At 65.3% G+C, this 25,352-nt stretch carries 29 protein-coding genes and 1 pseudogene; 21 read left to right on the plus strand and 9 right to left on the minus strand.

Annotated elements, in window-relative coordinates; all coding sequences use genetic code 11:
* Nucleotides 1–99 precede the first annotated feature (99 nt).
* Both eno and ACE10Z_RS23195 read left to right on the plus strand, forming a co-directional pair.
* Complete coding sequence (eno, locus tag ACE10Z_RS23190; RefSeq protein ID WP_375782830.1) at nt 100–1,383, plus strand: phosphopyruvate hydratase; 1,284 nt, start codon at nt 100–102, stop codon at nt 1,381–1,383.
* 48 nt (nt 1,384–1,431) lie between these two features.
* A complete protein-coding gene (locus ACE10Z_RS23195) occupies nt 1,432–2,571 on the plus strand; it encodes a zinc-binding dehydrogenase (protein ID WP_375782831.1) in 1,140 nt (379 codons plus the stop codon).
* Nucleotides 2,572–2,581: 10 nt separating this feature from the next.
* Here the strand turns inward: ACE10Z_RS23195 and ACE10Z_RS23200 are convergent, their stop codons facing one another.
* Nucleotides 2,582–3,697 carry a D-alanine--D-alanine ligase family protein gene (locus ACE10Z_RS23200; RefSeq protein WP_375782832.1) on the minus strand — a complete coding sequence of 372 codons (1,116 nt, stop codon included), beginning with the start codon at nt 3,695–3,697 and terminating at the stop codon, nt 2,582–2,584.
* Nucleotides 3,698–3,952: 255 nt separating this feature from the next.
* Between ACE10Z_RS23200 and ACE10Z_RS23205 the strand changes: the two genes are divergently transcribed.
* The 11 genes from ACE10Z_RS23205 to ACE10Z_RS23255 all read left to right on the plus strand — a co-directional run bounded on the left by ACE10Z_RS23205 (nt 3,953) and on the right by ACE10Z_RS23255 (nt 13,505).
* Nucleotides 3,953–4,504, plus strand: a complete 552-nt coding sequence (locus ACE10Z_RS23205; protein WP_375782833.1) for an NADPH-dependent FMN reductase — start codon at nt 3,953–3,955, stop codon at nt 4,502–4,504.
* A gap of 44 nt (nt 4,505–4,548) precedes the next feature.
* The gene (locus ACE10Z_RS23210; RefSeq protein ID WP_021079258.1) at nt 4,549–4,866 is read left to right on the plus strand and encodes a septum formation initiator family protein; all 318 of its coding nucleotides are present in this window, start codon (nt 4,549–4,551) and stop codon (nt 4,864–4,866) included.
* A 159-nt stretch (nt 4,867–5,025) separates the two neighbouring features.
* On the plus strand, nt 5,026–6,045 hold the full coding sequence (pdhA, locus tag ACE10Z_RS23215; RefSeq protein WP_375782834.1) for a pyruvate dehydrogenase (acetyl-transferring) E1 component subunit alpha: 1,020 nt from the start codon (nt 5,026–5,028) through the stop codon (nt 6,043–6,045).
* Nucleotides 6,046–6,090: 45 nt separating this feature from the next.
* Nucleotides 6,091–7,497, plus strand: a complete 1,407-nt coding sequence (locus ACE10Z_RS23220) for a pyruvate dehydrogenase complex E1 component subunit beta (RefSeq protein WP_375782835.1) — start codon at nt 6,091–6,093, stop codon at nt 7,495–7,497.
* A 5-nt stretch (nt 7,498–7,502) separates the two neighbouring features.
* A complete protein-coding gene (locus tag ACE10Z_RS23225) occupies nt 7,503–7,808 on the plus strand; it encodes a DUF5076 domain-containing protein (protein WP_024583574.1) in 306 nt (101 codons plus the stop codon).
* A 2-nt stretch (nt 7,809–7,810) separates the two neighbouring features.
* Complete coding sequence (locus ACE10Z_RS23230) at nt 7,811–9,166, plus strand: pyruvate dehydrogenase complex dihydrolipoamide acetyltransferase (RefSeq protein WP_375782836.1); 1,356 nt, start codon at nt 7,811–7,813, stop codon at nt 9,164–9,166.
* A gap of 12 nt (nt 9,167–9,178) precedes the next feature.
* The gene (locus ACE10Z_RS23235) at nt 9,179–9,355 is read left to right on the plus strand and encodes a hypothetical protein (protein WP_171947596.1); all 177 of its coding nucleotides are present in this window, start codon (nt 9,179–9,181) and stop codon (nt 9,353–9,355) included.
* Nucleotides 9,356–9,598, plus strand: a complete 243-nt coding sequence (locus ACE10Z_RS23240) for a hypothetical protein (protein WP_375782837.1) — start codon at nt 9,356–9,358, stop codon at nt 9,596–9,598. It abuts the gene before it with no gap.
* A gap of 17 nt (nt 9,599–9,615) precedes the next feature.
* Nucleotides 9,616–11,037, plus strand: a complete 1,422-nt coding sequence (lpdA, locus tag ACE10Z_RS23245) for a dihydrolipoyl dehydrogenase (RefSeq protein WP_375782838.1) — start codon at nt 9,616–9,618, stop codon at nt 11,035–11,037.
* 178 nt (nt 11,038–11,215) lie between these two features.
* On the plus strand, nt 11,216–12,457 hold the full coding sequence (locus ACE10Z_RS23250) for a threonine synthase (RefSeq protein ID WP_375782839.1): 1,242 nt from the start codon (nt 11,216–11,218) through the stop codon (nt 12,455–12,457).
* Nucleotides 12,458–12,536: 79 nt separating this feature from the next.
* Nucleotides 12,537–13,505, plus strand: coding sequence for a tripartite tricarboxylate transporter substrate binding protein BugD (locus ACE10Z_RS23255; protein ID WP_375782840.1), 969 nt, complete (start codon nt 12,537–12,539; stop codon nt 13,503–13,505).
* Nucleotides 13,506–13,553: 48 nt separating this feature from the next.
* Here ACE10Z_RS23255 and ACE10Z_RS23260 read toward each other — a convergent pair whose 3' ends face one another.
* Nucleotides 13,554–15,791, minus strand: coding sequence for a transglycosylase SLT domain-containing protein (locus ACE10Z_RS23260; protein WP_375782841.1), 2,238 nt, complete (start codon nt 15,789–15,791; stop codon nt 13,554–13,556).
* Nucleotides 15,792–16,086: 295 nt separating this feature from the next.
* Between ACE10Z_RS23260 and ACE10Z_RS23265 the strand changes: the two genes are divergently transcribed.
* Nucleotides 16,087–16,935 carry an SMP-30/gluconolactonase/LRE family protein gene (locus tag ACE10Z_RS23265; RefSeq protein WP_375782842.1) on the plus strand — a complete coding sequence of 283 codons (849 nt, stop codon included), beginning with the start codon at nt 16,087–16,089 and terminating at the stop codon, nt 16,933–16,935.
* Nucleotides 16,936–17,044: 109 nt separating this feature from the next.
* Nucleotides 17,045–17,182, plus strand: a complete 138-nt coding sequence (locus tag ACE10Z_RS23270) for a hypothetical protein (RefSeq protein WP_158231348.1) — start codon at nt 17,045–17,047, stop codon at nt 17,180–17,182.
* 35 nt (nt 17,183–17,217) lie between these two features.
* On the opposite strand, the gene ACE10Z_RS23275 is transcribed toward ACE10Z_RS23270, so the two are convergent.
* Genes ACE10Z_RS23275 through dctP form a run of 3 tightly spaced genes read right to left on the minus strand, consistent with a single transcriptional unit; the run spans nt 17,218 to nt 20,146 of the window.
* A complete protein-coding gene (locus ACE10Z_RS23275; protein ID WP_375782843.1) occupies nt 17,218–18,576 on the minus strand; it encodes a TRAP transporter large permease in 1,359 nt (452 codons plus the stop codon).
* Complete coding sequence (locus ACE10Z_RS23280) at nt 18,573–19,127, minus strand: TRAP transporter small permease (protein ID WP_375782844.1); 555 nt, start codon at nt 19,125–19,127, stop codon at nt 18,573–18,575. The genes ACE10Z_RS23275 and ACE10Z_RS23280 overlap by 4 nt, the downstream gene beginning before the upstream one ends.
* Nucleotides 19,124–20,146 (minus strand): TRAP transporter substrate-binding protein DctP, encoded by a 1,023-nt coding sequence (dctP, locus tag ACE10Z_RS23285; RefSeq protein ID WP_375782845.1) that lies wholly within the window; start codon nt 20,144–20,146, stop codon nt 19,124–19,126. Before dctP ends, ACE10Z_RS23280 begins: the two co-directional genes overlap by 4 nt.
* 343 nt (nt 20,147–20,489) lie before the next feature.
* Here dctP and ACE10Z_RS23290 point away from each other — a divergent pair, with 343 nt between their 5' ends.
* On the plus strand, nt 20,490–20,738 hold the full coding sequence (locus tag ACE10Z_RS23290; protein WP_342728938.1) for a pentapeptide MXKDX repeat protein: 249 nt from the start codon (nt 20,490–20,492) through the stop codon (nt 20,736–20,738).
* A 56-nt stretch (nt 20,739–20,794) separates the two neighbouring features.
* On the opposite strand, the gene ACE10Z_RS23295 is transcribed toward ACE10Z_RS23290, so the two are convergent.
* Together ACE10Z_RS23295 and ACE10Z_RS23300 are read right to left on the minus strand one after the other, a co-directional pair.
* Nucleotides 20,795–21,151, minus strand: a complete 357-nt coding sequence (locus ACE10Z_RS23295) for a DUF6481 family protein (protein ID WP_375782846.1) — start codon at nt 21,149–21,151, stop codon at nt 20,795–20,797.
* 204 nt (nt 21,152–21,355) lie between these two features.
* On the minus strand, nt 21,356–21,577 hold the full coding sequence (locus ACE10Z_RS23300; RefSeq protein ID WP_375782847.1) for a hypothetical protein: 222 nt from the start codon (nt 21,575–21,577) through the stop codon (nt 21,356–21,358).
* Nucleotides 21,578–21,699: 122 nt separating this feature from the next.
* On the opposite strand from ACE10Z_RS23300, the pseudogene ACE10Z_RS23305 reads away from it, so the two are divergent.
* Both ACE10Z_RS23305 and ACE10Z_RS23310 read left to right on the plus strand, forming a co-directional pair.
* Nucleotides 21,700–21,941, plus strand: a pseudogene (locus ACE10Z_RS23305) (hypothetical protein).
* A 140-nt stretch (nt 21,942–22,081) separates the two neighbouring features.
* Nucleotides 22,082–22,369, plus strand: a complete 288-nt coding sequence (locus tag ACE10Z_RS23310; RefSeq protein ID WP_375782848.1) for a hypothetical protein — start codon at nt 22,082–22,084, stop codon at nt 22,367–22,369.
* 98 nt (nt 22,370–22,467) lie between these two features.
* Here the strand turns inward: ACE10Z_RS23310 and ACE10Z_RS23315 are convergent, their stop codons facing one another.
* Nucleotides 22,468–22,644, minus strand: coding sequence for a hypothetical protein (locus tag ACE10Z_RS23315; protein ID WP_171947593.1), 177 nt, complete (start codon nt 22,642–22,644; stop codon nt 22,468–22,470).
* Between the two features lie 208 nt (nt 22,645–22,852).
* On the opposite strand from ACE10Z_RS23315, the gene ACE10Z_RS23320 reads away from it, so the two are divergent.
* The 3 genes from ACE10Z_RS23320 (at nt 22,853) to ACE10Z_RS23330 (ending at nt 24,796) form a co-directional block, all read left to right on the plus strand.
* Nucleotides 22,853–23,068, plus strand: a complete 216-nt coding sequence (locus tag ACE10Z_RS23320) for a hypothetical protein (protein WP_050402491.1) — start codon at nt 22,853–22,855, stop codon at nt 23,066–23,068.
* A gap of 166 nt (nt 23,069–23,234) precedes the next feature.
* Nucleotides 23,235–24,149 (plus strand): 2-dehydro-3-deoxygalactonokinase, encoded by a 915-nt coding sequence (locus tag ACE10Z_RS23325; RefSeq protein ID WP_375782849.1) that lies wholly within the window; start codon nt 23,235–23,237, stop codon nt 24,147–24,149.
* Nucleotides 24,150–24,160: 11 nt separating this feature from the next.
* On the plus strand, nt 24,161–24,796 hold the full coding sequence (locus ACE10Z_RS23330; RefSeq protein WP_375782850.1) for a 2-dehydro-3-deoxy-6-phosphogalactonate aldolase: 636 nt from the start codon (nt 24,161–24,163) through the stop codon (nt 24,794–24,796).
* A 27-nt stretch (nt 24,797–24,823) separates the two neighbouring features.
* On the opposite strand, the gene ACE10Z_RS23335 is transcribed toward ACE10Z_RS23330, so the two are convergent.
* The gene (locus tag ACE10Z_RS23335) at nt 24,824–25,129 is read right to left on the minus strand and encodes a hypothetical protein (RefSeq protein ID WP_173642894.1); all 306 of its coding nucleotides are present in this window, start codon (nt 25,127–25,129) and stop codon (nt 24,824–24,826) included.
* Nucleotides 25,130–25,352: the final 223 nt, after the last annotated feature.

A 25,352-nucleotide genomic window follows, 5' to 3' on the forward strand; every position in this document is an offset into this window, starting at 1 on the left:
TAGCCTATGATCGGGCGTCCGTCACCCGGCCTTTTCCCCCTCGATGCATTGCGCTAGAAGCACCGCCATCCGACCCCCTCACTGCCACAAGAGGTACTCATGACTGACATCGTCGACATCATCGGCCGCGAAATCCTGGATAGCCGCGGCAACCCCACGGTCGAGGTCGATGTGGTGCTGGAGGATGGGTCGATCGGCCGCGCGGCGGTGCCGTCCGGCGCCTCCACCGGCGCCCATGAAGCGGTGGAGCTGCGCGACGGCGACAAGTCGCGCTATCTCGGCAAGGGCGTCGAGAAGGCGGTCGCCGCGGTCAACGGCGAGATCTTCGAGGCGCTCAGCGACCAGGCCGTCGAGGAGCAGGTTGCGATCGACCAGATCATGATCGAGCTCGACGGCACGCCGAACAAGAGCCGGTTAGGGGCCAACGCCATCCTCGGCGTCTCGCTGGCCTGCGCCAAGGCTGCAGCCGAATCCTTCGACATGCCGCTGTATCGTTACGTCGGCGGCACCTCGGCGCGGACGCTGCCGGTGCCGATGATGAACATCATCAACGGCGGCGTGCATGCCGACAACCCGATCGACTTCCAGGAATTCATGATCCTGCCGGTCGGCGCCACGTCGTTTGCCGAGGCGCTGCGTTGCGGTTCGGAAATCTTCCACACGCTGCGTGGCGAACTGAAAAAGGCCGGCCACAACACCAATGTCGGCGACGAGGGCGGCTTTGCGCCCAACCTGCCGTCGGCCGACGCCGCGCTCGAGTTCGTCATGAACGCCATCGGCAAGGCCGGCTACAAGGCGGGCGACGACGTCGTGCTCGGCCTCGACTGCGCCTCCACCGAATTCTTCAAGGAAGGCTCCTACGTCTATGGCGGCGAGAACAAGACCCGCTCGCGCTCGGAGCAGGTGAAGTATCTCGCCGATCTCGTCGGTCGCTATCCGATCGTCACCATCGAGGACGGCATGTCGGAAGACGACATGGACGGCTGGAAGGAATTGACGGACGCGATCGGCAACAAGTGCCAGCTGGTCGGCGACGACCTGTTCGTCACCAACGTGACGCGGCTTGCCGACGGCATCAAGAACGGCCGCGGCAATTCGATCCTGGTCAAGGTCAACCAGATCGGCACGCTGACCGAGACGCTTGCGGCGATCGAGATGGCCTACAAGGCCGGCTACACCGCCGTGATGTCGCATCGCTCCGGCGAGACCGAGGACTCCACGATTGCCGACCTCGCGGTCGCCACCAATTGCGGGCAGATCAAGACCGGCTCGCTGGCACGCTCCGACCGCACCGCCAAGTACAACCAGCTGCTGCGCATCGAGCAGCAGCTCGGCACGCAGGCGAAATACGCGGGCAGGGCGGCCTTGAAGGCGCTGGCCTAGCGCCCCAACTGATCGGAACTGCACAAAACGCAAAAAAGGGAGGTCGGGATGAGTGACGGCAAGAGCGGTCTGCAGCTGCGTTCGCTGCTCAAGAAAGATGGCGAGCTGGAATTGTCGCTGGTCAATGTCCCGACCCCCGAGCCCGGTCCCGACGAGGTCGTGGTCCGGGTCGAGGCGACCCCGATCAACCCATCCGATCTCGGGCTCCTGATCGGCCCGGCCAACATGGCGGCGGCAAAGGTCACCGGCAGCAAGGAACTGCCTGTGGTGACCGCGCGCGTGCCGGAAGCGGCGTTGCCTGGCCTCGCCGCGCGGCTCGACGAGTCGATGCCGGTCGGCAATGAAGGCGCCGGCGTCGTGATCAGGACCGGTTCGTCGGACGCGGCGAAAGCGCTGATGGGCCGCACCGTCGCGATGATCGGCGGCGCGATGTATGCGCAATACCGCACGCTGCGCGTCAACGAATGCCTGCCGCTGCCCGACGGCACCACGCCGGCGGAAGGCGCATCCTGCTTCGTCAATCCGCTGACCGCGCTCGGCATGACCGAGACGATGCGGCGCGAGGGGCACAAGGCGCTGGTGCATACGGCGGCGGCGTCGAACCTCGGCCAGATGCTGAACAGGATCTGCCTCAAGGACGGCATCGGCCTCGTCAACATCGTGCGCAACAAGGAGCAGGCCGACATCCTGCACAAGATCGGCGCCAAGCATATCGTCGATTCCAGCGCGCCCGATTTCATGGACAAGCTCACCGGCGCGCTGGTCGAGACCGGCGCGACCATCGCCTTCGACGCGATCGGCGGCGGCAAGCTCGCAGGCCAGATCCTGGTCGCCATGGAAACCGCGATCAACAAGACCGCCAAGGTCTACAGCCGCTACGGCTCGAATGTGCACAAGCAGGTCTATGTCTATGGCAGCCTCGATACCCGCGAGATCGAGCTGCCGCGCGGCTTCGGCATGGCCTGGGGCATCGGCGGCTGGCTGCTGTTCCCGTTCCTGATGAAGATCGGTCCGGAGGCCGGCAACAAGCTGCGCCAGCGCGTGGTGGCCGAGTTGAAGACGACCTTCGCCAGCCACTACACCAAGGTGGTGTCGTTGCAGGAGACCCTGCAGCTCGACAACATCGCGGTCTACGGCAAGCGCGCCACCGGCGAGAAATTCCTGATCAACCCGAACAAGGGCGCGTAACGAACAGCGTCTACTCGCGCTCGAATGCCAGCTTCCTGGAGCGTTTGTGACGCTCCAGGGCGTGGCCGATCAGGACATCCATCAGCGCGGATTGCGGCAGGCCGCTGGCCTCCCACAGCCGCGGATACATGCTGATGTTGGTGAAACCGGGCAGGGTGTTCGCCTCGTTCACGAATGCCTGCTCGCCGTGCAGGAAGAAGTCGATCCGTGCCATGCCTTCGCAGCCGAGCACGCGGAATGTCTTGATCGCGAGCTCCCTGATGGTTTGGGCGAGGGCAGCCGGCACGTTGGCCGGCACTTGCAGCAGCGCGCCATCCGCATCGAGATACTTTGCATCGTAAGAATAGAAGCCGTGCTTGTCGGATGGAACGATCTCGCCGAGCTGGGAGGCACGGATGCGGCCCTCGGCGTCCTCGAGCACGGAGCACTCGACCTCCCGGATCGGCGCGACGCCGCGCTCGATCAGGATTTTGGTGTCGAAGCGGAACGCCAGTCTGCAACCGGCCTCGAATTCCTCCGCGGTGCGTGCCTTCGACACGCCGACCGATGATCCCATGTTGGCGGGCTTGACGAAGACCTCCTGCGACCCGAGGGCGCTGACAGCGTCGTCATAGCTGATGGGCGCCGTGCTCGACATCGCGACAAAGGGGACGATCGGCAATCCGGCCTCGCGCATCAGGCGCTTGGCGACGTCCTTGTCCATTCCGGCCGCCGAGCCCATCACGCGCGAGCCGACATAGGCGACATCGGACAATTCCAGTGCACCCTGCACCGTGCCATCCTCGCCGTTCGGTCCATGCAGGACCGGGAAGACGACGTCGAACGCCGGCAACTCTGCTGGCCCCGCCGCCGGTCCCTGAACCACAACGACGCGGCCCTGTCCGCCCGGCAGCAAGGCGAGTTGCGGTGCCTGGTCCGGAATGGTCAGCGCGCCGCTCCCCGTGCCGGCGCCGTTTCCCGCATCGGTGACGACCCAGCGGCCATCGCGGGTGATGCCGATCGCCGTGGCGTCATAGCGATCCGGGTCGAGCGAGCGAAGCACGTTGGCGGCCGACGCCCGCGAAACGTCGTGTTCGGCGGAACGGCCACCGAACAGGATCGCGACCCGGATCTTGCGTTCTGGCATTGTTTGGCCTCTCGGCGTGGGCGGATGATGTCGGAGTCCGTGGCAGTATGCTCGGACGAAGATGTCGACAATTTGCTACGCACGGTCCGGGCCGGCGTTTCCGGACCTCCTGGCTGGGCGAGGCCCGATGTTCACGCAAAATTCGCGAACGCTGCGTTTCCGGAATTGGACAGTCCATGCACTTGCATCGTTCTTGTCGTGCCGGTACGTGAAGATGGCCAATTCAGTTTCACGTGCACCCCAGGGGTACTTGCAATGGCCTATAACATCGTCACCATCGTCGGCAGCATCCGCAAGCAGAGCTTCTCGCTCAAGATCGCCAATGCGCTGGCCAAGCTCGCGCCCGCTTCACTGAATCTCGACGTCACGACGCTTCAGGGCATTTCCTTCTTCAACCAGGACCTCGAGGCGGCCCCGCCGGCGGACTGGCTCGCCTTCCGCGAGAAGCTGCAGAAGTCGAACGGCGTGCTGTTCGTGACTCCCGAATACAACCGTTCGGTCCCGGGCGTGTTGAAGAACGCGATCGACGTCGCCTCGCGGCCCTACGGCAAGAGCTCGTTCATCGGCAAGCCGGTCGGCATCATCTCCAACTCGCCGGGCCCGCTCGGCGGCGTCAGCGCGGCGAAGCACCTGCAGAACATCCTGCCGGGCATTTCCGGCCCGATCCTCGGTCAGCCGGAAACCTATCTCAACGGCATCGGCGATGCCTTCGACGACAAGGGCGAACTGACCAAGGAGTCGCTCAAGACGGTGTTGCAGCAATATCTCGACGCCTTCGCGACCTTCGTCGCGAAGCAGAACGGCTGAGTAAGTTTAGCGTTCGTTAACCCCATGGCCGCATCTTCGCGGCCATGGTTTCCCGCACGCGCCTCAAATCGATTCTGACCGGGCTCGCCCTCTACACGCTGGCGGCGCTGATGGTCGGCTATTTTGGCGTCAACGCCTACACCGGCAAATACGGCCTGAACGCGCGGCAGGAGCTCGACCAGGAAATCATCGCGCTGACCTCGGAGCTGGCGCGGTTGAAGAAGGAGCGGGCCGAAGGCGAGCAGCGGGTGTCGCTGCTGCGGTCGGACCGGGTCGATCCCGACATGCTGGACGAGCGTGCGCGCTTCCAACTCGACTACGCCAACCCGCGTGATCTCGTTCGGATCAACAAGTCGAACTGACGCGTTCGCAAATTTCAAAAACGATCGTGCAGTATCACAAAAGTGTCGCGCCGCGCTGCAGTGCGGCATAGCAAAATTCCGTTCGACGAACGCAATCCTTCCAAGGCGATTTGAGTTGGGTTAGAGAGGGTTCTTCGACTTCTCTCACCCGGAATTGCCATGGCCACACCCAAGAAAACCGTCGCAAAGGAATCAGGGCAGGAGAAGGCTGGCTCTCCGCCTGAATTCTCCAGGGAGCAGGAGCTCAAGGCTCTGCGGGACATGCTCCTGATCCGGCGCTTCGAGGAGAAGGCCGGTCAGCTCTACGGCATGGGTGCGATCGGCGGCTTCTGCCATCTCTATATCGGCCAGGAAGCGGTGGTGGTCGGTATGCAGATGGCGCTGAAACCGGGCGACGAGGTCATAACGGGCTACCGCGACCACGGTCACATGCTGGCTTGCGACATGGAAGCCAAGGGAGTGATGGCCGAACTGACCGGACGCCGCGGCGGCTATTCCCGCGGCAAGGGCGGCTCCATGCACATGTTCAGCAAGGAGAAGCACTTCTACGGCGGTCACGGAATCGTGGGCGCGCAGGTGTCGCTCGGCACCGGCCTTGCGTTCGCCAACCGCTATCGCGGCAACGATAACGTCAGCGTGACCTATTTCGGCGACGGCGCGGCCAACCAGGGCCAGGTCTACGAAAGCTTCAACATGGCGGAGCTGTGGAAGCTGCCGGTGATCTACGTCATCGAGAACAATCGCTACGCGATGGGCACCGCGGTGTCGCGCGCCTCGGCGCAGCAGGACTTCTCCAAGCGCGGCGTCTCCTTCAACATTCCCGGCAAGCAGGTCGATGGCATGGACGTGCGCGCCGTCAAGGCCGCCGCCGACGAGGCCACGGCATGGTGCCGCGGCGGCAACGGTCCGATCATTCTCGAGATGCAAACCTACCGCTACCGCGGCCATTCGATGTCCGATCCGGCGAAGTACCGCACCCGCGAAGAGGTCGAGAAGGTCCGCCACGACCAGGACCCGATCGAGCAGGTGCGCAACCGCTTGCTGGCGGCAGGCGTGAGCGAGCAGGACCTGAAGGCGATCGACGCCGAGGTGCGCGAGATCGTCAACGAAGCCGCCGACTTCGCGCAGCACGATCCGGAGCCGGATCCGGCCGAGCTCTACACCGACATCTACCGCTGACCCCACCCGCGCAGAAGAATCTCAAGACCGATTTCGGGAGCTGATATGCCCATTCAAGTGCTGATGCCTGCGCTGTCGCCCACCATGGAGAAGGGCAACCTCGCCAAATGGCTGAAAAAGGAAGGCGAGACCATCAAGTCCGGTGACGTCATCGCCGAGATCGAGACCGACAAGGCGACGATGGAGGTCGAGGCGACCGACGAGGGCACGCTCGGCAAGATCCTGATTCCGGAAGGCACCGCCGACGTTGCCGTGAACACGCCGATCGCCACCATCCTGGCCGACGGCGAAAGCGCCGCCGACCTTGCCAAGGCACCTGCCGTACCAGCGCCGCAGCCGAAGGCCGCGGAGGCTCCTGCCGCGGAAGCCAAGGGGGATGCAAAGTCGGAAGCGCCGCAGCCCGCGGCGAAGGCACTGGCCGCGCCGGTCAGCGAAGCGCTGCCCGATCCGGAAATCCCTGTGGGTACCGAGATGGTGACGCAGACCATTCGCGAAGCGCTGCGCGATGCGATGGCCGAGGAGATGCGGCGCGACGGCGACGTCTTCATCATGGGCGAGGAGGTCGCCGAGTATCAGGGCGCCTACAAGGTGACGCAGGGCCTGTTGCAGGAATTCGGCGCCCGGCGCGTGATCGACACTCCGATCACCGAGCACGGCTTTGCCGGCGTCGGCGTCGGCGCGGCGATGGCCGGGCTGAAGCCGATCGTCGAGTTCATGACCTGGAACTTCGCGATGCAGGCGATCGACCAGATCATCAACTCCGCCGCCAAGACGCTGTACATGTCCGGCGGCCAGATGGGATGCTCGATCGTGTTCCGCGGCCCGAACGGCGCCGCCGCGCGCGTCGCCGCCCAGCACAGCCAGGACTACGCGGCGTGGTACTCGCAGATCCCGGGCCTCAAGGTGGTCGCGCCGTACTCGGCCGCCGACTACAAGGGCCTGCTCAAGGCCGCGATCCGCGATCCCAATCCGGTGGTCTTCCTCGAGAACGAGATGCTGTACGGCCACACCGGCGAGGTCCCGAAGCTGCCCGATTTCGTGGTGCCGATCGGCAAGGCGCGGATTGCGCGCGCCGGTAAGGACGTCACCATCGTCTCCTGGGCGATGGGCATGTCCTATGCGCTGAAGGCGGCCGATGAACTCGCCAAGGAAGGCATCGAGGCCGAAGTGATCGATCTCCGTACCATCCGTCCGATGGACACCGAGACCATCATCAACTCGGTGAAGAAGACCGGCCGCGCGGTCACGGTGGAGGAGGGCTGGCAGCAGAGCGGCGTCGGCTCCGAGGTCGCCGCTCGCATCATGGAGCATGGCTTCGACTATCTCGATGCACCGGTCGCGCGGGTCTCGGGCAAGGACGTGCCGATGCCCTATGCCGCGAACCTCGAAAAGCTCGCTCTGCCCTCCGTCGCCGAGGTGGTCGCGGCCGCCAAGGCCGTGTCGTACCGGTAACGCCGATGGCCGGTCCCAAGGAGCAGCCGCTGCCGCCTGATGTGATGGGCCGCGACGACGCCATCGAGGTGCTGCGCGCCTTTGTCGTCGACGGCGGCCTGTCGATCGCGTTCCAGCGCGCCTTCGAGGAGCCGGACATGTGGGGACTGATGCTCGTCGACATCGCCCGCCACGCTGCGCGCGCCTATTCGCGCGAGAGCGAATACACCGAGGACGAGGCGCTCGCGCGCATCGTCGAGATGTTCGAAGCCGAAATCGCCCGGCCGACCGACATGGGCCAAACCAAACCGCGGTCGCAACAAGGTCACTGACAATGCCGATCAATATTCTCATGCCCGCGCTGTCGCCGACGATGGAAAAGGGCAACCTCGCCAAGTGGCTCAAGAAAGAGGGCGACAAGGTCAAGTCCGGCGACGTGATCGCTGAGATCGAGACCGACAAGGCGACGATGGAAGTCGAGGCGGTCGACGAAGGCACGATCGCCAAGATCCTGGTGCCCGAGGGCACGCAGGATGTGCCCGTCAACGACGTCATCGCCGTCATGGCGGGTGACGGCGAGGACGTGAAGGCGGCAGCCAGCGCCGGAGCGGGTGCAGCACCGGCCGCCAAGCCCGCCGAGGCCCCGAAGCCTGCCGCCCAGGCCGCGCCTGCCGCGGCTCCCGCACCAGCGGCTGCGCCCGCGCCACAGCCGGCCGCAGCGCCACAGGCTGCTGCGCCGGCCGCGCAAGCCAATGGCCACGCCCGCGTGTTCTCCTCGCCGCTGGCGCGCCGGCTTGCCCAGGAAGCCGGCATCGATCTCGCCCGGATCACCGGCACCGGTCCGCACGGCCGTGTCATCGCGCGCGACGTCGACGACGCCAAGTCCGGCAAGGGCCTGAAGGCGCCGGCGGCTGCTCCTGCCTCCGCTGGGCCGAGCATCGCGCCGTCGATGTCGGACAAACAGATCCTGGCGCTATTCGAACCGGGCTCCTACGAGGTCGTGCCGCATGACGGCATGCGCCGCACCATCGCGCAGCGTCTCACCGCCTCGGTGCAGAACGTCCCGCACTTCTACCTCACGATCGACTGCGACATCGGCAAGCTGCTCGCCGCGCGCGAGGAGATCAACGCGGCTGCGCCGAAGGACAAGGAGAAGAAGCCGCTCTACAAGATCTCGGTCAACGACTTCGTCATCAAGGCGATGGCGGTCGCGCTGGAGAAGATCCCGAACTGCAACGTCAGCTGGACCGAAGGCGGCATGCTCAAGCACAAGCATTCCGACGTCGGCGTCGCGGTGGCGATGCCGGGCGGCCTGATCACGCCGATCATCCGCAAGGCCGAGACCAAGACGCTCTCGACCATCTCCAACGAGATGAAGGATTTTGCCGCCCGCGCCCGCGCCCGCAAGCTGAAGCCGGAGGAATATCAGGGCGGCACCACCGCGGTCTCCAACCTCGGCATGTACGGCATCAACCACTTCACCGCCGTGATCAACCCGCCGCATGCCTCGATCCTCGCGGTCGGCACCTCGGAGGAACGTCCAGTGGTGCGCGGCGGCAAGATCGAGATCGCGCACATGATGAGCGTCACTCTGTCGTGCGATCACCGCGCGATCGACGGCGCGCTCGGCGCCGAGCTGATTGGCGCCTTCAAGCAGCTGATCGAAAACCCCGTGATGATGATGGTGTGACGGGCATCCGCCATGTACGCGATCTACGGTCCGTACGTCCTGCTCGCCGCCATCGCCGTCGCGTTGCTCTTCGCTGTCAACCGCGACCTGATATCGACGATCCAGTTCAGGATCATGATGATCGGCGCCGCTGTGCTGGCGCTGGCGTGGACCGTGTTCCTCGGTGCGGTATGGCAGGAGTACGGATAGATGGCCGGCACGGCTCGCACGCGCTGGCCCTGGATCTCGCTATTGCTGTCGGCCGCACTGGTGCTCAATCCGGTCGGACTGGATTTTCTGCACTCCGCGTTCTTCGCCGGCGAACAGCTGGCGCGGAACATCGCCCAGCCGATCGTGCTGACGGCCCTGGCCATCATGGCCCTGGTCATCGGGGTCGAATGGCTGGTCAGGTCGTTGATCGCAAGAAGCCGCGCCCGCGGCGTCACAAATTGAGTTGAACGGGAGCCGCCATGGCCGACACATCCTTTGACGTCATCATCATCGGCTCCGGCCCCGGGGGCTACGTGACCGCGATCCGCGCCGCGCAGCTCGGCTTCAAGACCGCGATCGTGGAGAAATCCTATCTCGGCGGCATCTGCCTGAACTGGGGCTGCATCCCGACCAAAGCGCTGCTGCGCTCGGCCGAGATCTATCACTACATGCAGCACGCCAAGGATTACGGGCTGTCGGCCGACAACGTCTCGTTCGATCCGAAGGCGGTGGTGCAGCGCTCGCGCGGGGTCTCGAAGCGCCTCAACGACGGCGTCGGCTTCCTGATGAAGAAGAACAAAGTCACGGTGATCTGGGGCGATGCCACGATCGATGCGCCCGGCAAGATCACGGTGAAGAAGTCGGCGGTCGAGGCGCCGAAGGGCGCGAGCGGCGAGGGCACCTACCAGGCCAAGCACATCATCGTCGCGACCGGCGCGCGGCCGCGCGTGCTGCCCGGGCTCGAGCCCGACAAGAAGCTGATCTGGACCTATTTCGAGGCGATGGTGCCGGAGCGGATGCCGAAATCGCTGCTCGTGGTCGGCTCCGGCGCGATCGGCATCGAGTTCGCCTCGTTCTTCCACACCATGGGCTCTGACGTCACCGTGGTCGAGGTGCTGCCGCAGATCTTGCCGGTCGAGGACGCCGAGATCGCGGGGTTGGCGCGCAAGCGGTTCGAGAAGATGGGCATCAAGATCATGTCCTCGACCAAGGTGACAAAGCTCGAGAAGAAGGCCGACAGCGTGGTCGCGACCATCGACGACGGCAAGGGCCAGCCGCAGACCGTGGAATTCGAGCGGGTGATCTCGGCGGTCGGCGTGGTCGGTAACATCGAGAATCTCGGGCTGGAGAAGCTCGGCGTCAAAACCGACCGCGGCTGCATCGTGATTGACGGCCTCGGCAAGACCAACGTCCCCGGTATCTACGCGATCGGCGACGTCGCGGGACCGCCGATGCTCGCGCACAAGGCCGAGCATGAGGGCGTGATCTGCATCGAGGCGATCAAGGGCTTGCATCCGCATCCGATGGACAAGCTGCTGATCCCAGGCTGCACCTACTGCAACCCGCAGGTCGCCTCCGTCGGCCTCACCGAAGCCATGGCCAAGGAAGGCGGCCGCGAGATCCGCGTCGGCCGCTTCCCGTTCGTCGGCAACGGCAAGGCGATCGCGCTCGGCGAGGACCAGGGCCTCGTCAAGGTGGTGTTCGACAAGAAGACCGGGCAGCTGCTCGGCGCGCACATGATCGGCGCCGAAGTCACCGAGCTGATCCAGGGCTATGTGGTGGCGATGAATCTGGAGACCACGGAAGAGGAATTGATGCACACCGTGTTCCCGCATCCGACCCTGTCGGAAATGATGAAGGAAGCGGTGCTCGACGCCTACGGGCGCGTGCTGAATATCTGAGGTTTGGAGACACAGCTAACAGAATCCCCGTCATCCTGAGGTGCGAGCAGAGCGAGCCTCGAAGGATGCACGGCCCGGAACGAGCAGCGGGGCTCGTCGCCCTTCGAGACGCGCTTCGCGCTCCTCAGGGTGACGGGTCTGATATGAGTGAACCCAAGAACAAGAAAGAGTGCATCTCGTGAAAGACAACGACAACCTGACCATCGAACGCCCGACCTTCGTGACCCATCTCGAATGCGCGATGGAGGGCGATCACTATGCGGCCGACCAGGTGCACAACCTCTCCAAGGCCGGCAAGCCGCTGCTGGTGCGCTACGATCTCGCCGGGGTGAAGAAGGCGCTGACCAAGGACGCGCTGGCCGAGCGCCCCGCGGACCTGTGGCGCTACCGCGAGCTGCTGCCGGTGCGCAAGTGCAAGGACATCGTCAGCCTCGGCGAAGTCACGACGCCGCTGATCCGGCTGCCGAAGCTTTCCGCACGGCTTGGCGGCGGCGAGATCATCGTCAAGGACGAGGGCCGGCTGCCGACCGGCTCGTTCAAGGCGCGCGGCCTCGTCATGGCGGTGTCGATGGGCAAGGCGCTCGGCATCAAGCACATGGCGATGCCGACCAACGGCAATGCCGGCGCGGCGCTTGCGGCCTATGCGACCTCGTGCGGCATCAAGACCACGATTTTCTGTCCGGCCGATACGCCGGAGGTGAATGTCAGCGAGATCGAGTTGCAGGGCGCAACCGTCTATCGCGTCAACGGCTACATCGACGACTGCGGCAAGATCGTCGGCGAGGGCAAGGCCAAGGTCGGCTGGTTCGATACATCGACCCTGAAGGAGCCGTACCGGATCGAGGGCAAGAAGACGATGGGTCTCGAACTCGCCGAGCAACTCGGCTGGGACGTGCCCGATGTGATCTTCTATCCGACCGGCGGCGGCACCGGCCTGATCGGCATGTGGAAGGCGTTCGACGAGCTTGAGAAGATCGGGTTCATCGGTTCGAAGCGCCCGCGGATGGTCGCGGTGCAGGCCTCCGGCTGTGCGCCGATGGTGCGCGCCTATGAGGCCGGCACCGAGCATGCGGCGCGCTGGGAGGATGCTCACACCATCGCGTCCGGCATCCGCGTGCCGCAGGCGATCGGCGATTTTCTCATCCTGCGCGCGGTGCGCGAGAGCAAGGGATTTGCGATCGCGGTCGACGACGACAAGATCACCGCCGCGCTCAACGAGGTCGCGCGCGAGGAGGGACTGTTGCTGTGCCCCGAGGGGGCTGCGACCTATGCCGCCTACAAGCAGAGCCTCGCCGACGGCCGCGTCACCAAGACCGACCGCGTGATGCTGTTCAATTGCGCGAGCGGCCTGAAATACCCGCTGCCGCCGGTGACCCGCACGCTCGACAGGCACAAGCCGATCGACTTCTCGCAGTTCTGACGCCTCATCCGAAGGGCCATCTTGTCGAAAGGTGGCCCTTCGAAAATGCTACGACAAGGAAGATCGAGGGGAGCGGGTGATGCGGAAGTTCGTTCTGGCCGTGCTGGCGATGTTGGCGTTCACGGGGACCGGTTCGGCGGAAACCTGGCCCGCGCACCCGATCACCATCGTCGTGCCGTTCGCTGCCGGCGGTCCGTCGGATGCGATGGCGCGCATCCTCGCCGAGCGCATGAAGCAGTCGCTCGGCGAAGTGGTTCTGATCGAGAACGTGACCGGAGCGGGCGGCTCGCTCGGCGTCGGCCGCGCGGTGCGCGCGGCGCCCGACGGCTACACCGTCTCGTTCGGCCATCTCGGCACCCATGTTGCGAACGGCGCGATCTACAAGCTCGGCTACGACCTCGTCGATGATCTCGAGCCGGTGGTGCTGCTGCCGAGCAATCCGATGATCATCGTCAGCAAGAACGCCGTGCCGGCGAAGTCGCTGAAGGAGCTGTTGGAGTGGCTGAAGTCGCGGCCGGCGCCGCCGACCGCGGGCACCGCCGGCGCCGGCAGCGGCAGCCACATCGCCGGGCTCTATTTCGAGAACGTTTCCGGCATCAAGCTGCAATACGTGCCCTATCGCGGCACCGGGCCGGCGCTGAACGACCTCGTCGCCGGCCAGATCGATATCATCGTCGACCAGACGTCGAACTCGATCAACCAGGTCCGCGCCGGCAACATCCGCGCCTATGCGGTCACCGATTCCAAGCGGGTCGCGAACGCCCCCGAGGTCCCGACGGTCGACGAGGCCGGCCTGCCGGGCTTCCACATGACGCTGTGGTCCGGCCTCTGGGTGCCGAAGGGCACGCCGAAGGAGATCGTGGACAGGCTCAACGTCGCGGCGATCCAGGCGATGAACGATCCTGCCGTGAAGAAGCAGCTCGAAAATCTCGGCTTGCAGATGCCGCCAAAGGACCAGTTGAAACCGGAAGCACTCGGCGCCTGGCAGAAGGCGGAGATTGCAAAATGGTGGCCGATGATCAAGGCCGCCAATGTCAAGGTGGATTGAGGCGCACTCTCTCGGCGTCGTCCCGGCCTTCGCCGGGACGACGCGGCATTATTGCGACGGCATTCTCTCAGCGGGCGCCGCGTTGCTCTCCTGCGTCACGACGCGCTCGCCGTTTTTCGCCGCCAGCGCTGTGCCGGCATCCTCGAACCGCGCCTGATAGACCGCGAAATTCTCCATCACGCGCTGGACGTAGTTGCGCGTCTCGGAGATCGGAATCCGCTCCACCCAGTCGACCGGATCGACCTTGGGGTCGCGCGGGTCGCCATAGGCCTTGATCCAGTCGCGGACGCGGCCGCGGCCGGCGTTGTAGCCGGCAAACGTCATGATGTGGCAGCCGCGATATTCCGCCAGTAGCGCGCTCAATTCGGCCGCACCCATCTGGGTGTTGTAGACCGGATCGGAAACCATCCGGCTCCAGTCGTAGCTGACGCCGAAACGCTTGGCGGTGTCGCGGCCGGCCTCGGGCGTCACCTGCATCAGGCCGACGGCGTTGGCCGCCGACTTGTCGCGCTGATCGAACGCGCTCTCGGTGCGCGCGATCGAGTAGGTCATGCTGCGTCCGATATCGGGGGCGATCGGGGTGTGCTTGGGAATGCCGATGACCGGGAAAGCGTAATGGTCGAAGGCAAAGCCGCGCGCCAGTGCGATCTTGCCGATCTGCAGCATGGCGCGGGCATCGTTATGGCGGCCGGTGAGTTCGCCGAGCGCCTCGAGCATCCCGACGTCTGCGCTCTCCTCGGCGAGGTCGGCGGCGAAATAGAGCACGATATCGGGCTCGCCGATCGCATAGAGCATGTCGGCCGCACGCACGCGCTCGTCGGCCGCCATGCTGCCGGCGCTGGCCGCCGGCGAGGGCGCGCGCAGCTCGATGCCGTCACGGCCGAGCCTGGCCAGCGCGAGCTGACCGTAATAGGCGGTCGGGTAGCGCGCCGCGGCCTGGTAGTCGGCCCGCATCGCCACACTGTTGCCGAGCGCCTCGGCGGCGCGGCCGCGCCAATAGGCGGCACGCGCCAGCACGGTCGGGTTGGTCTGGCCCTCGTCGATCCGAGCGAAATGCGCCGCCGCGGTCCTGGCATCGTCGAGATAGCGCAGCGCGATCCAGCCGCGCATGAAGTGCATGTCGGAGCGGTAGTACGGGTTATCCGGCGGCGCCGCGCCGCGGATGACGTCATAGGCCGCCTGGTACTCAGCCTGGTCGAGCAGCTTGCGGGAGAGGATGCGGCGCTCGCGCCACCACTGGTCGGTGTCCTGCTGCGCCATCGTCTCGGGCGCCGCGGCAATCGTCACGCGCGCCGCATCGTCGATCCTGTTCTTCGCGAGCAGCCACTGGATGCGGCACAGCGTGTAGCCGAGGTCGCTGCGGGCGTCCGCAGGCACGTCGTTGAGCGTGTCCTCCGCCTTGCTGGATTGCCCGCGGACCGCGCCGCAAGCCTTCACGATCGCCAGCTCGTCGCTGCCGAGGTGCTGTGCCGCGCGCCGCGCGCCGGCGAGATCCTTGGCGCCGATCCGCTTGTCCATGCGCGCGCGGTGGTCGTCGCGCGCGAGCAGGTCCTTGAATGCGTCGTAGGCGTCGCTCTCGGTACGATCCAACAACTCTTCCGAGCGCCAGGCCTCGCGCACCAGCCGCGTGGCGCCGTCGCGATCGCCTTCGGCGAGCAGCGTGCGGGCGAGCGCAAACTTGCCCTTGGCGCTGATCGGCTGGTCGAGCGTGAAGCCGTGCACCGTGGCCGGGTCGCTGCGCTCCTGCCAGATCCGCGCTTCAGCCCGTTTGCGCAACAGCGTGACGCTTGGCCAGTCCGGGTTGGCCGTGACGAATGCCGCATAGCGGCTGAACGGCGCATTCGACTCGGAGTGGCGCAGCAGATACCACTCGACGAGCTTGCGCCCGACGGGATCGGTGATCTTTGCCTGGATGTCGGTCGCATCGTTCGTTTTGCCCCGGCGCGCCGCGGTGATCGCGTCCCTGACCGCGGCGAGATCGCCCGACAATTGCGGCCCGGCGGGTTTCTCCGGTTCGGGCGCCCTCGAGGTCTTGTTGGCCTTGGACGGCACCGATTTGGCCTTCGCTGATTTACGCTTGTCGGCGCCATGCCTGGCATGGCGGCGCTTGCCGGAGGCGCCGTCACGCGCAGCCTTGGTGCCGGCCTTGGCGCCGTGCGCCTTCTTCTCCCCGTGGCCGCTCTTGGCCTGGTGCTGGTGATGCGGCTTGGCGGTCGCCTGGACCGGAAGCAGCGCAAGCGCAGCGGCGGTGGCGAAACACGCCAGCGGACGTAGGCACCGGTTCATTCCCTGGTCCCCCCTGAGAAACCACGAGGCACAAACAGAACGCGTCATACGGCGGCACAATCGCCGCAGATTATCACTACCCTCGATTCTCGAGTGTTAATGCTGGCGCAACTCAACAGGGAAAACGCGGCAAAATAAGGCATAAAGCGTGTGGAACCCAAGGGAACCGGAGGTTTTGCGGGCATTTGCGGGGGCCGCGCCTCCAGTTTGACCGATCCCGGCGCGGATATATCCTCGTCGAAACGTGCGGTGGGGGCGCTCTTATGTCAGATCTGTTGTTTCAGGCCGGTGCGGCATGACGGCTCGGCTCAGAACCATCCTGAATGGCGGCCGCTATTTCGAGGGCCCGCGCTGGCATCGCGGGCGGCTCTGGTTCGTCGACTGCATGGCGCGGACGCTGCTCAGCATCAGCCCGTCAGGCGAACGCCAGGAGCATGCGGCGGTGACCGACGACACGCCGTGCGGTCTTGGCGTGCTGCCTGATGGCGACATCGTCGTGCTGACGATGTTCAGGAAGCGGCTGCTGCGGTTTTCCGGCGGAGCGCTGTCGCTGTATGCCGATCTGTCCGGGATCGCGACCGGCACGATCGACGACATGATCGTCGACGGGCAGGGGCGCGCCTATGTCGGCGATCTCGGCTTCAATCTGCCGCCGCCGGAGGGCCGCGGCGCCGTCGGTCGCATCATCCTGGTGACGCCTGACGGCAGCGCCCGCGTCGTCGCCGACGGCTTGCGCTTTCCCAACGGCATTGCCGTTTCCTCCGACCATCGCCGGCTCGTCGTCGCGGAGATGGACGGTGCCGGTCTCGCCGACTACGACATCGCACCGGACGGCGGCCTGAGCCTTCGCGGGCGGTTCGGTCGCGTCGATGATCCCGACGGCATTTGCCTCGACGGCGATGGCGCAGCCTGGGTCGCGTCGTTCACCGAAGACGCGTTTGTCCGGATCGACCGCAATGGTGTCGAGCGTGCGCGCATCATGGTGCCCGGCCGCCGCGCGCTCGCCTGTGCACTCGGCGGCGCGGACCGCAGGACGTTGTTCTGCCTGAGCGCGGAGACGTCCTACGAGGAGCTGCGGAAGGGTAAATCGGTGTCGCGGATCGACGTGGTCGAGGTCGATACACCGGGTGACGGCTATCCCTGAAGGAGCCAATCGCGCTGTGTCGTCCGGGTTCCAGCGCCAGCGACGGCATCCTGGGACTTGAATTTTGTTCTTGTTTCGTTCATATTGGAGCACCCGGGAGAATGCCGCCATGGACGCCGAGCGAGACCGCGAAATCATCAGGCTATGGAATGAGCTCCGCCGGCTGCAGCGCGAGGGACGTCCGACGGCGTTGCTGGTTCGCCGGATCGAGCAGGCCCTCGCGGCACGCGAGCAGGAGGCGGCCTGAAGCTACTGTCGACGCGATAGCTTCAGGCGACTGCTCTAGCGCCCGCCGTCCGGCCCCATCACCAGATTCGGCAGCCAGGTCGAGATCTCCGGGAAGAAGCACAGCATCAGCACCGCGAACATCATCAGCAGCACGAAGGGCAGCGTGCCCCAGATCACCTCGCTCAGGGGGATGTCGGGCGCGACGTTGCGGATGACGAAGATGTTGAGGCCGACCGGCGGGTGGATCAGGCCCATCTCCATCACGATGGTCATGACGACGCCGAACCAGATGATGTCGAACTCGGCGGCGCGGAGCGGCGGCAGGATGATCGGCGCGGTCATCAGGATGATCGAGACCGGCGGCAGGAAGAAGCCGAGCACGATCACCATTACGAGGATCGTGAACAGCAGCTCCCAGCGCGGCAGGTGCATCGCGACGATCGCCTCCGCCGCCGACTGCGAGATGTGCAAATAGCTCATCACATAGGAATAGAGCAGCGACATGCCGATGATCAGCATCAGCATGGTCGACTCGCGGATGGTTGATTTCAGGATCGGCGACAGGTCGCTCGGTTTCCACACGCTGTAGATCACGGCGATCAGCCCGAGCGCCAGCAGGCCGCCGAGGCCGGCGGTCTCCGAGGGCGTGGCGTAGCCGCCATAGAGCGCGATCATCACGCCGGTTAGCAGCAGCACGAACGGGATCACGCGCGGCAGCGCGCTGAAACGCTCGGCCATGGTGAACTCGTCGCGCTGCAGGATCGCCGCATCCTTGCCCGTCGCGTCATAGGCGGCCTTGGCCATGGCGTATTCCTTGCGGAAGCGGAACACCGCGTAGAGGCCGAACAGCGACACCAGCAGCAGTCCGGGGCCGATGCCGGCCAGAAACAGCCGTCCGAGCGATTTCTCGGCCGCGACCGCGAACAGGATCATCGTGATCGAGGGCGGCAGCAGGATGCCGAGCGTGCCGCCGGCGGCGATGATCCCCGCGGCAAAGCCGCCGGAATAGCCGCGCTTGCGCATCTCCGGAATGCCGGCCGAGCCGATCGCCGAACAGGTCGCGGGCGAGGAGCCGGCCATCGCCGCGAAGAGGGCGCAGGCGAACACGTTGGCGACGCCGAGGCCGCCGGGCACGCGGTGCAGCCAGGCATGCAGCGCCGAGTAGAGATCCTGGCCGGCGCGCGATTTGCCGATCGCCGCGCCCTTCAGGATGAACAGCGGGATCGACAGCAGCGTGATCGAGGCCATCTCCTCGTAGACGTTCTGGGTCACCGTATCGAGCGAGGCCGCCGGCATGTAGATCGCCATGAACACGACCGCGACAGCACCGAGCGCGAATGCGATCGGCATGCCGGAGAACATCGCAAACAGGGTGGCAAGCCCGTAGGAGATGCCAATACCAAACACGGTCATCGGCGCGGGCCACCGGTCAGCGGAATAAGGATTTGCAGAAGGAGCTGCACACAGAGCAGCGTCATGCCGAGCGCCATCAGCCCATAGGGGATGGCGAGCGGCGGCGACCACATCGAGTTGGATACCTGGCCGTCGACATAGGCCTCGTGCGCCAGGGTCCACGACTTCCACGCGAAGAAGGTGCAGAACGCGAAGCTCGCGACATCGACCAGCCACAGCCTGATGCTGTTCGCGCGCGCCGAGAGCAGGCCGACGAACGCCTCGATGCTGACATGACCGCGCTGGCTCTGCACATAGGCCGAGGTCATGAAGGTGGCGCCGACCAGCAGGAACACGGCGGCCTCGTCCTGCCAGTAATTCGGGCTGTGGAACAAGGCGCGGCCGAGCACGCTGTAGCTCAGGATCACGCAGGCCGCGATCAAGGCGAGTGCGGCGAACACCACGATGATGTTGTTGCAGACGGACAGCGCGCGCCCGAGCAAGGCCACCGGCGTATTGCCCGTGGCCACGCTTGCGCTTTCGGCTTGATCCGCGACCGGACCATGCATCATGCGGCGACGTCGCTTGCGAGCTTCAGCAGGTTGGCTGACGTCGCCGTCTTGGCGCCGTAGTCCTTCCAGGCGGTATCGCGCGCGATGTCGCGCCACTTGCCGACGATCGCGGCGTCGAGCGCGCTGACCTTGGCGCCGGCCTTTTCATAGACCTTGGTGACTTCGGCATCGTCGTCCTGCGCACCCTTGCGGCCGAACGCCTCGAGCTCGGCCCCGACGGCGAGGATGATGTCCTGCTGGTTCTTCGGCAGTTTGTCGAAGATCGCCTTCGACATCATCAGCGGCTCCAGCATGAACCAGTAGGAGGCGCCGGCGCCCGAGGTCAGCGACTTCGCGACTTCCTCGAGGCGGAACGAGATCAGGCTGGTGGAGGAGGTGATGCCGGCATCGCAGGCGCCGGTCTGCATCGCAGCGTAGATCTCGTTGGAGGGCACCGACAGCACGGCGGCGCCCGCGGTCTGCAGCACCATGTCCATCTCGCGCGAGCCGCCGCGCACCTTCAGCCCCTTGGCGTCTTCGGGCGCCACGATCGCCTTGGAGCGGCTGGCGACGCCGCCGGCCTGCCAGACCCAGGAGATCAGCAGAATGCCCTTGTCGGCGAGGAAGTCGCTCAGCGCCTTGCCGACGGGCTCCTTCTTCCAGCGCAGGCCCTGGTCGTAGGTCGTGACCAGGCCCGGCATCAGGCCGATATTAGTCTCCGGCAACTCGCCGCCGGCATAGGGCATCGGATAGAGGCTGAGATCGAGCGCGCCCTTGCGCATCGCCGAGAACTGCGCGTTGGTCTTGATCAGCGAGGAGTTCGGATAGACCTCGGCAGTGAGATCGCCGCCCGAGCGCTTGGCGACCTCGGCCGCGAACATCCGGCACAGCCGGTCGCGGAAATCGCCCTTGTCGATGGTGCCGCCGGGGAACTGATGCGAGATCTTCAGCGTGGTCGCAGCATGCGCGGTCCCGACACCCATCCGTAAGGCTGCGGGTGCGGCGAGGGCGGACGCGAGGACGTGGCGGCGTGTGAGCATGGTTGTTCCCCTGAAGAGCTTCTTGAGTGGCTGTTAGGCCGGCGCGGAGCTTTAGCTTAGCCGGTCTTCGCGTGAAACTTCTCTAGTCTGATAGTTCGAGGCGCCCTGTTAGTGCGGGCGGGCAGGCGGTCGCAAGTCTTGTCATTCAAGTCTTGCCGTTGTTGCGGTGCACACCGCACCGAGGCAGCGTCGCCACCCGATCCTCGCGCGAAGAGCGACGCGCGTGCGGCGCCGGCGTGCTTCAAGAATTTGTTATTGGAGGTAACAACCGGCAGCGCAAGTGCGTCGAGGAGAGAGCGGCAAGTCGTCGCGCTCACATTTGACCACACAAGGGATCATCATCATGACCACCAAGACCCGCCTCGGCCTTTCCGCCGCGCTGCTCTCGTTCAGCCTGGCGCTGGCGCCCGCCGCCTTCGCCCAGGACAAGATGGGCAAGGACGACGCGATGAAGAAGGAAGGCACGATGTCCAAGGATGCGATGTCCAAGGATGCCATGAAGAAGGACGATGGCATGATGAAGAAGGACGACGCCATGAAGAAGGACGGCGGCGCGATGATGAAGAAAGACGACGGCATGAAGAAGAACTGACCGCCGCCGCCGCTCATCATTCGCAGGCCCGCCGTCGTGGCGGGCCTGGTTACGCCTCAGCGCTTCTTCTTGCCGCGCTCCTTGCGCGCGGCGTAGCGGGCGTCGCGCTTGGCCTTCTGCTCGGCCTCGAGCGAAGCCAGTCTTTCGGCTTCCTCTTCCTTCTCCCGCGCGATCCGGGCGGCCTCGGCTGCGGCGGCCTCTTCCTCGCGGCGCTTCCGCTCCGCCTTCTCGATTTCCCGGGCTTCCTTGGCCTTGGCGCGGCGTTCGGCGATCGCCGCACGCTCCTCGGCCCGTGCCTTTACGGTCGGATCGTCGGCGCCCGGCTGGGTACGAAACTTGTTGAGGAGGTTTTGCCGCGCCTGCAGGGCCGCTTTCTGGCGGTCGGCAAAACCCGGTTCCTTGAAGCCACTCATAGAGGAAGCCTGCTGCTTTCTGTTCGTTGATGGATGGGGTTCGGTTCGGCGTTCAATAAGTGAATGGTAGCGAAAAGGCCAGTGGCGAACGGGGGGCTGTGGAGCAAAGGAGATATGAGCGGACAGCAAATGGCCGACGGCGGTGTTTGCGCCCGGCTGGCGGCTGGCGTGGTGAGTGGTTGGTCACCGAACCTGCCGACAGGCCTAGCCGCGCTGAAACTGCTCGCGGCGGCCGTTGCCTAGCACCTTGGCTACCGTCTCGGCGGTCATCGCGCTCCGGTCCGAGGCGCGCTGGGCTTCCAGCCTGTCGCGCGCCTTTTCCGTGATCAGGAGGCTGATCAACCGCAGTCTGCTGGTTTCGTCGACAGCCTCCGAGAGCAGCTGCCTGTAACGCTGATAATCGTAACTCTCTGCATGTTCGCTCACCGGCACGCCCCGCACACGCGCTCCACTTCGGCGAGCAGTTTTTCGCGAGTCGCGGGAGCCCGCAATGGAATTGCAGGCCCGATCGCGGCCGGCGCGCATTTCGTTGTGCGACTGTTGCAGAATTGATCGCACGCAACCGTGCAAACGGTCATGATGCGGGCGATGGCAACAGGGAACCGAAGCGGCCATGAGCGAATCCGAAGACGGAGGCAACCGCCGCGGGGCGCTGATCGGACTGCTGGTCGCGGTCGTCATGCTCGCGGTCGGTCTCTGGCTTGCGCATGACCTGACGGCGGCGAGCAAGATGCAGGACTGCCTGATGTCGGGCCGGACCAACTGTAATGTGATCGAGCCGGCACGCTGATCCTGCCTTGCGGCAGTGCAATATCGCTCCCACATCGAGCCCAAAGATTCGGGCTGAACTGTCTGGTCCCGGTTGTGATTCCGGTCACACGCGGACAGGCGGGCTGCCTCGACTCCCAGAGATCGGCGGGAACCAAGGCCATGATATCCAAGCTGTGGTCCGGAACGGGCGCGGCACTGGCTGCCGCAGGCGCGGCGGGTGCCGTTTTGGTAGCGTATCTATCCCTGACGCTGGCGTCGCCAGAACCGGTGTCGAGCGCGGCGCTCGGGCCGGCGTGGCAATGCAGCCGGGTGGCTCTCGTGCTGATCACCTGCACGCGGGCGGGCGAGGATGAACAAGCGGCCAAGACTGAGCGCGAGGTCAAGACCGAGGGCGAGGTCAGGGCGATCCCGGTACGGGCCAGGGACGATTGTCCGCCGGAACCCTAGATTTCCTGTTTGTGAGGTATCGTCTTCACGCCGACGGCTGCTCGCTCCGCGCGAGAGCGCTCTGGCCGGTCGGGCTGAGGCCGCGGCCGCATTTCAAATCATTTCTTGGTGGCGCCACGGGGCTTGATGGAGAGGCCAAGGCGCATCGCCATCTTCTTGATTCGCTCCGGCGAACGGCCGGTCGCCTTCACGACCTCCTCCAGCGACTTGGAGGAGCGCGCCAATTCCATCAGTCGTCGGTCCTCCTTGAACGACCACCGCGGCTTTCGGGCCATCTTGTTGGTATCCTTGTGCACTGCTGGGCAACAAAGCCGCCAGGCGGGGACGCCTGACGGCCTTGCCGGTGTGGGCCCGGACCTTGGGGAAATGTCCGGTGGATAAGCAATACTGCTTCCGGATAAGGTCGCAATTGAAACCGGAATTTAACCTAACCTATCAAGGTTACTTGCAAAGTTAGTTGGATCGACCGTGGCAGGAGGCCTTATGCGCAAGGTCGCCATTTTGAGTGCCGCAGCATTTTTACTGTCCGGTTGCTGGTCCGATCCGGAGGTCACGGGATCGACCAACAGCTGCGCGGCCAATCTTTATAGTCAGTACAATCCCAAGGTCATGGATCAGTGCGTCAACGCCTGCATCAAGTGTGACCACGGCAACGTCACGACCTGCACGACCTCCTGTACGCTGAAGGGCGCGCGGTAACCGATCCGCGCACTCACCGAGGCGAACAGGGCTGGCGGTCGTATGCGCGCGTCATTGCGTAGCCTCGCGATATCGGCGCGCCTTGCGCCGCGTCATGAACGCCGTTATCGCGTCTGTTCGGGGGCGCCATCGCCGAGCCGGAACCAACAGCATGGAACAGAGCGCGATGAGCGGGCCTTCCTATGTCGCGGTCGATTGGGGCACCAGCAGCTTCCGGCTCTGGCTGATGGGCGGCGGCGGCGAGGTGTTCGGCGAACGCCGCAGCGACGAGGGGATGACGGCGGCCGCCAAGACCGGCTTTGCGCCCGTACTGCAATCGCATCTCGACGCACTGGGCGCGGCGGCCAATCTGCCGGTCGTGATCTGCGGCATGGCCGGTGCACGGCAGGGCTGGGTCGAGGCCGGCTATGTCGACACGCCGGCGCATCTCTCCAATATTCTTAAAGGCGCCGTCGTGGTCAGCGGGCAGCCGCGAGATATCCGCATCCTGCCCGGGATTGCGCAGCGCGATGCTGCGGCACCCGATGTGATGCGTGGCGAGGAAACCCAGTTGCTCGGCGCGCTCGGCCTGGATGCGCCGGGTGAGGCCCTCGTTTGCATGCCGGGAACCCATTCCAAATGGGTGCGCCTGCGCGGTGGAACGGTCGAGCACTTTGCGACCTTCATGACCGGCGAGTCCTTCAGCGCGATTGCGCGCAACACCATTCTGTCGCATGCCGTCGCCGGTGCGGAAGAGGCCGTTGATGCCGATGCGTTCCGCTCGGCCGTCGTCGAGGCGTTCGCAACGCCGGCGTTGTCAGCCAATTTGCTGTTTCGGGTGCGATCCCGGCAGCTGCTGTTCGGCGGCAGCGCGCAGGCGGCCCGTGAGACGATCTCCGGCACGTTGATCGGTGCCGAACTGGCGGCCGGCCTTGCGGAGCGGGAGCGAACAACGCCGGTTACGCTGATTGCTTCGGGCCGCCTGCAGCGACTCTATCGGATCGCGCTCGAACGCCTTTCGATTCCGCTCAGCGTGATGGATGCGGAGGAGGCGGTTCGCCGTGGCCTCGCCGGCGCCGCGGCGGCGATCTGGAACAATTGAGGGATCAACGCATGAGCATTCCATTTCCTCCGATGAAGCGTCCGCTGGTCGCGATCCTGCGCGGCGTCAAGCCGGACGAGGCCTTGGGCATCGTGAGCGCGCTGCTCGAGGCTGATATGACGGCGATCGAGATTCCGCTGAACTCCCCCGAGCCGTTCCGTTCGATCGAAATCGCGGCGAAGCGGGCGCCTGCCGATATCCTGATCGGCGCCGGCACGGTGCTGACCCCAGGAGATGTCGATCGCCTCCATGACGTCGGTGGGCGCCTGATGGTGTCGCCGAACGTCGATGTCGATGTTCTGGCGCGCGCCCGGCACCACGCGATGATCACGATGCCCGGTGTGTTCTCGCCGACGGAAGCGCTGCTCGCCGCACGCGCGGGCGCCTCGAGCCTGAAATTCTTTCCGGCGAGCGTGCTCGGCGCTTCCGGCATCTCGGCGATCCGCGCCGTGCTGCCGCCGGACGTGATGCTCGCCGCCGTCGGCGGCGTCTCTGACCAGAATTTCGCGGAGTACGTGAAGGCGGGCATTCGCGCCTTCGGTCTCGGCAGCAGTCTCTACAAGCCGGGCATGACGGCCGCGGATATCGCGGTCCGCGCAAAGGTGACGATCGAGGCGTATGACAGGGCCGTGCAGGGCGCGAGCTAGGCCCGGTCCGCAATTCCCGACCGTGGGTTAGTCGTCGCGCTTGCCGCCGTCGATTACCCTGAACAGCGGCGCCGCCTCGCGCGGATTTTCGAGCAGCTCTTCGACCATGGCGATCGCGGCCGCGACATATTTCCCGGTTGCGGCGTCCAGCGGCCGTTCGGCTTCGTCCGCCAGCGCGAGCTTGGCGCCTTCGAGCAGTTTGCGAGTGCGGACGGCGGACTCGTCGCCGGAAGTCAGGGCGGCGCGAGCGATCGATCGCAGCACGAACAGCTCGCCCTCCAGCCGCAGCAGGCGGTCGTTCAGCTTGCTCAGCACAGTATTCAGGTTCCGCATGTCGTCCTCTCCGGGCGTTGGACCCGTCTTCCATACACGGTCATTCCTGACGAAATTCTTGTGCCCGCCGCATACCATTTGGTTCGTTGAACGGCGTCGCCGGCTTCCTCATGGTCCCGGCGGCCCTGGCAGGCGCTGTCGACTGGCGGAGCGATTTGTGGATCACGGCGAATAGCCTTAGTAGAGTGTCCGCGGTCAGTCGCCCCGGCGTCGTGGGCGCATC

Origin of the sequence: Bradyrhizobium sp. Pha-3 (assembly GCF_042258615.1) — a bacterium.
Classification (GTDB): Bacteria; Pseudomonadota; Alphaproteobacteria; order Rhizobiales; family Xanthobacteraceae; genus Bradyrhizobium.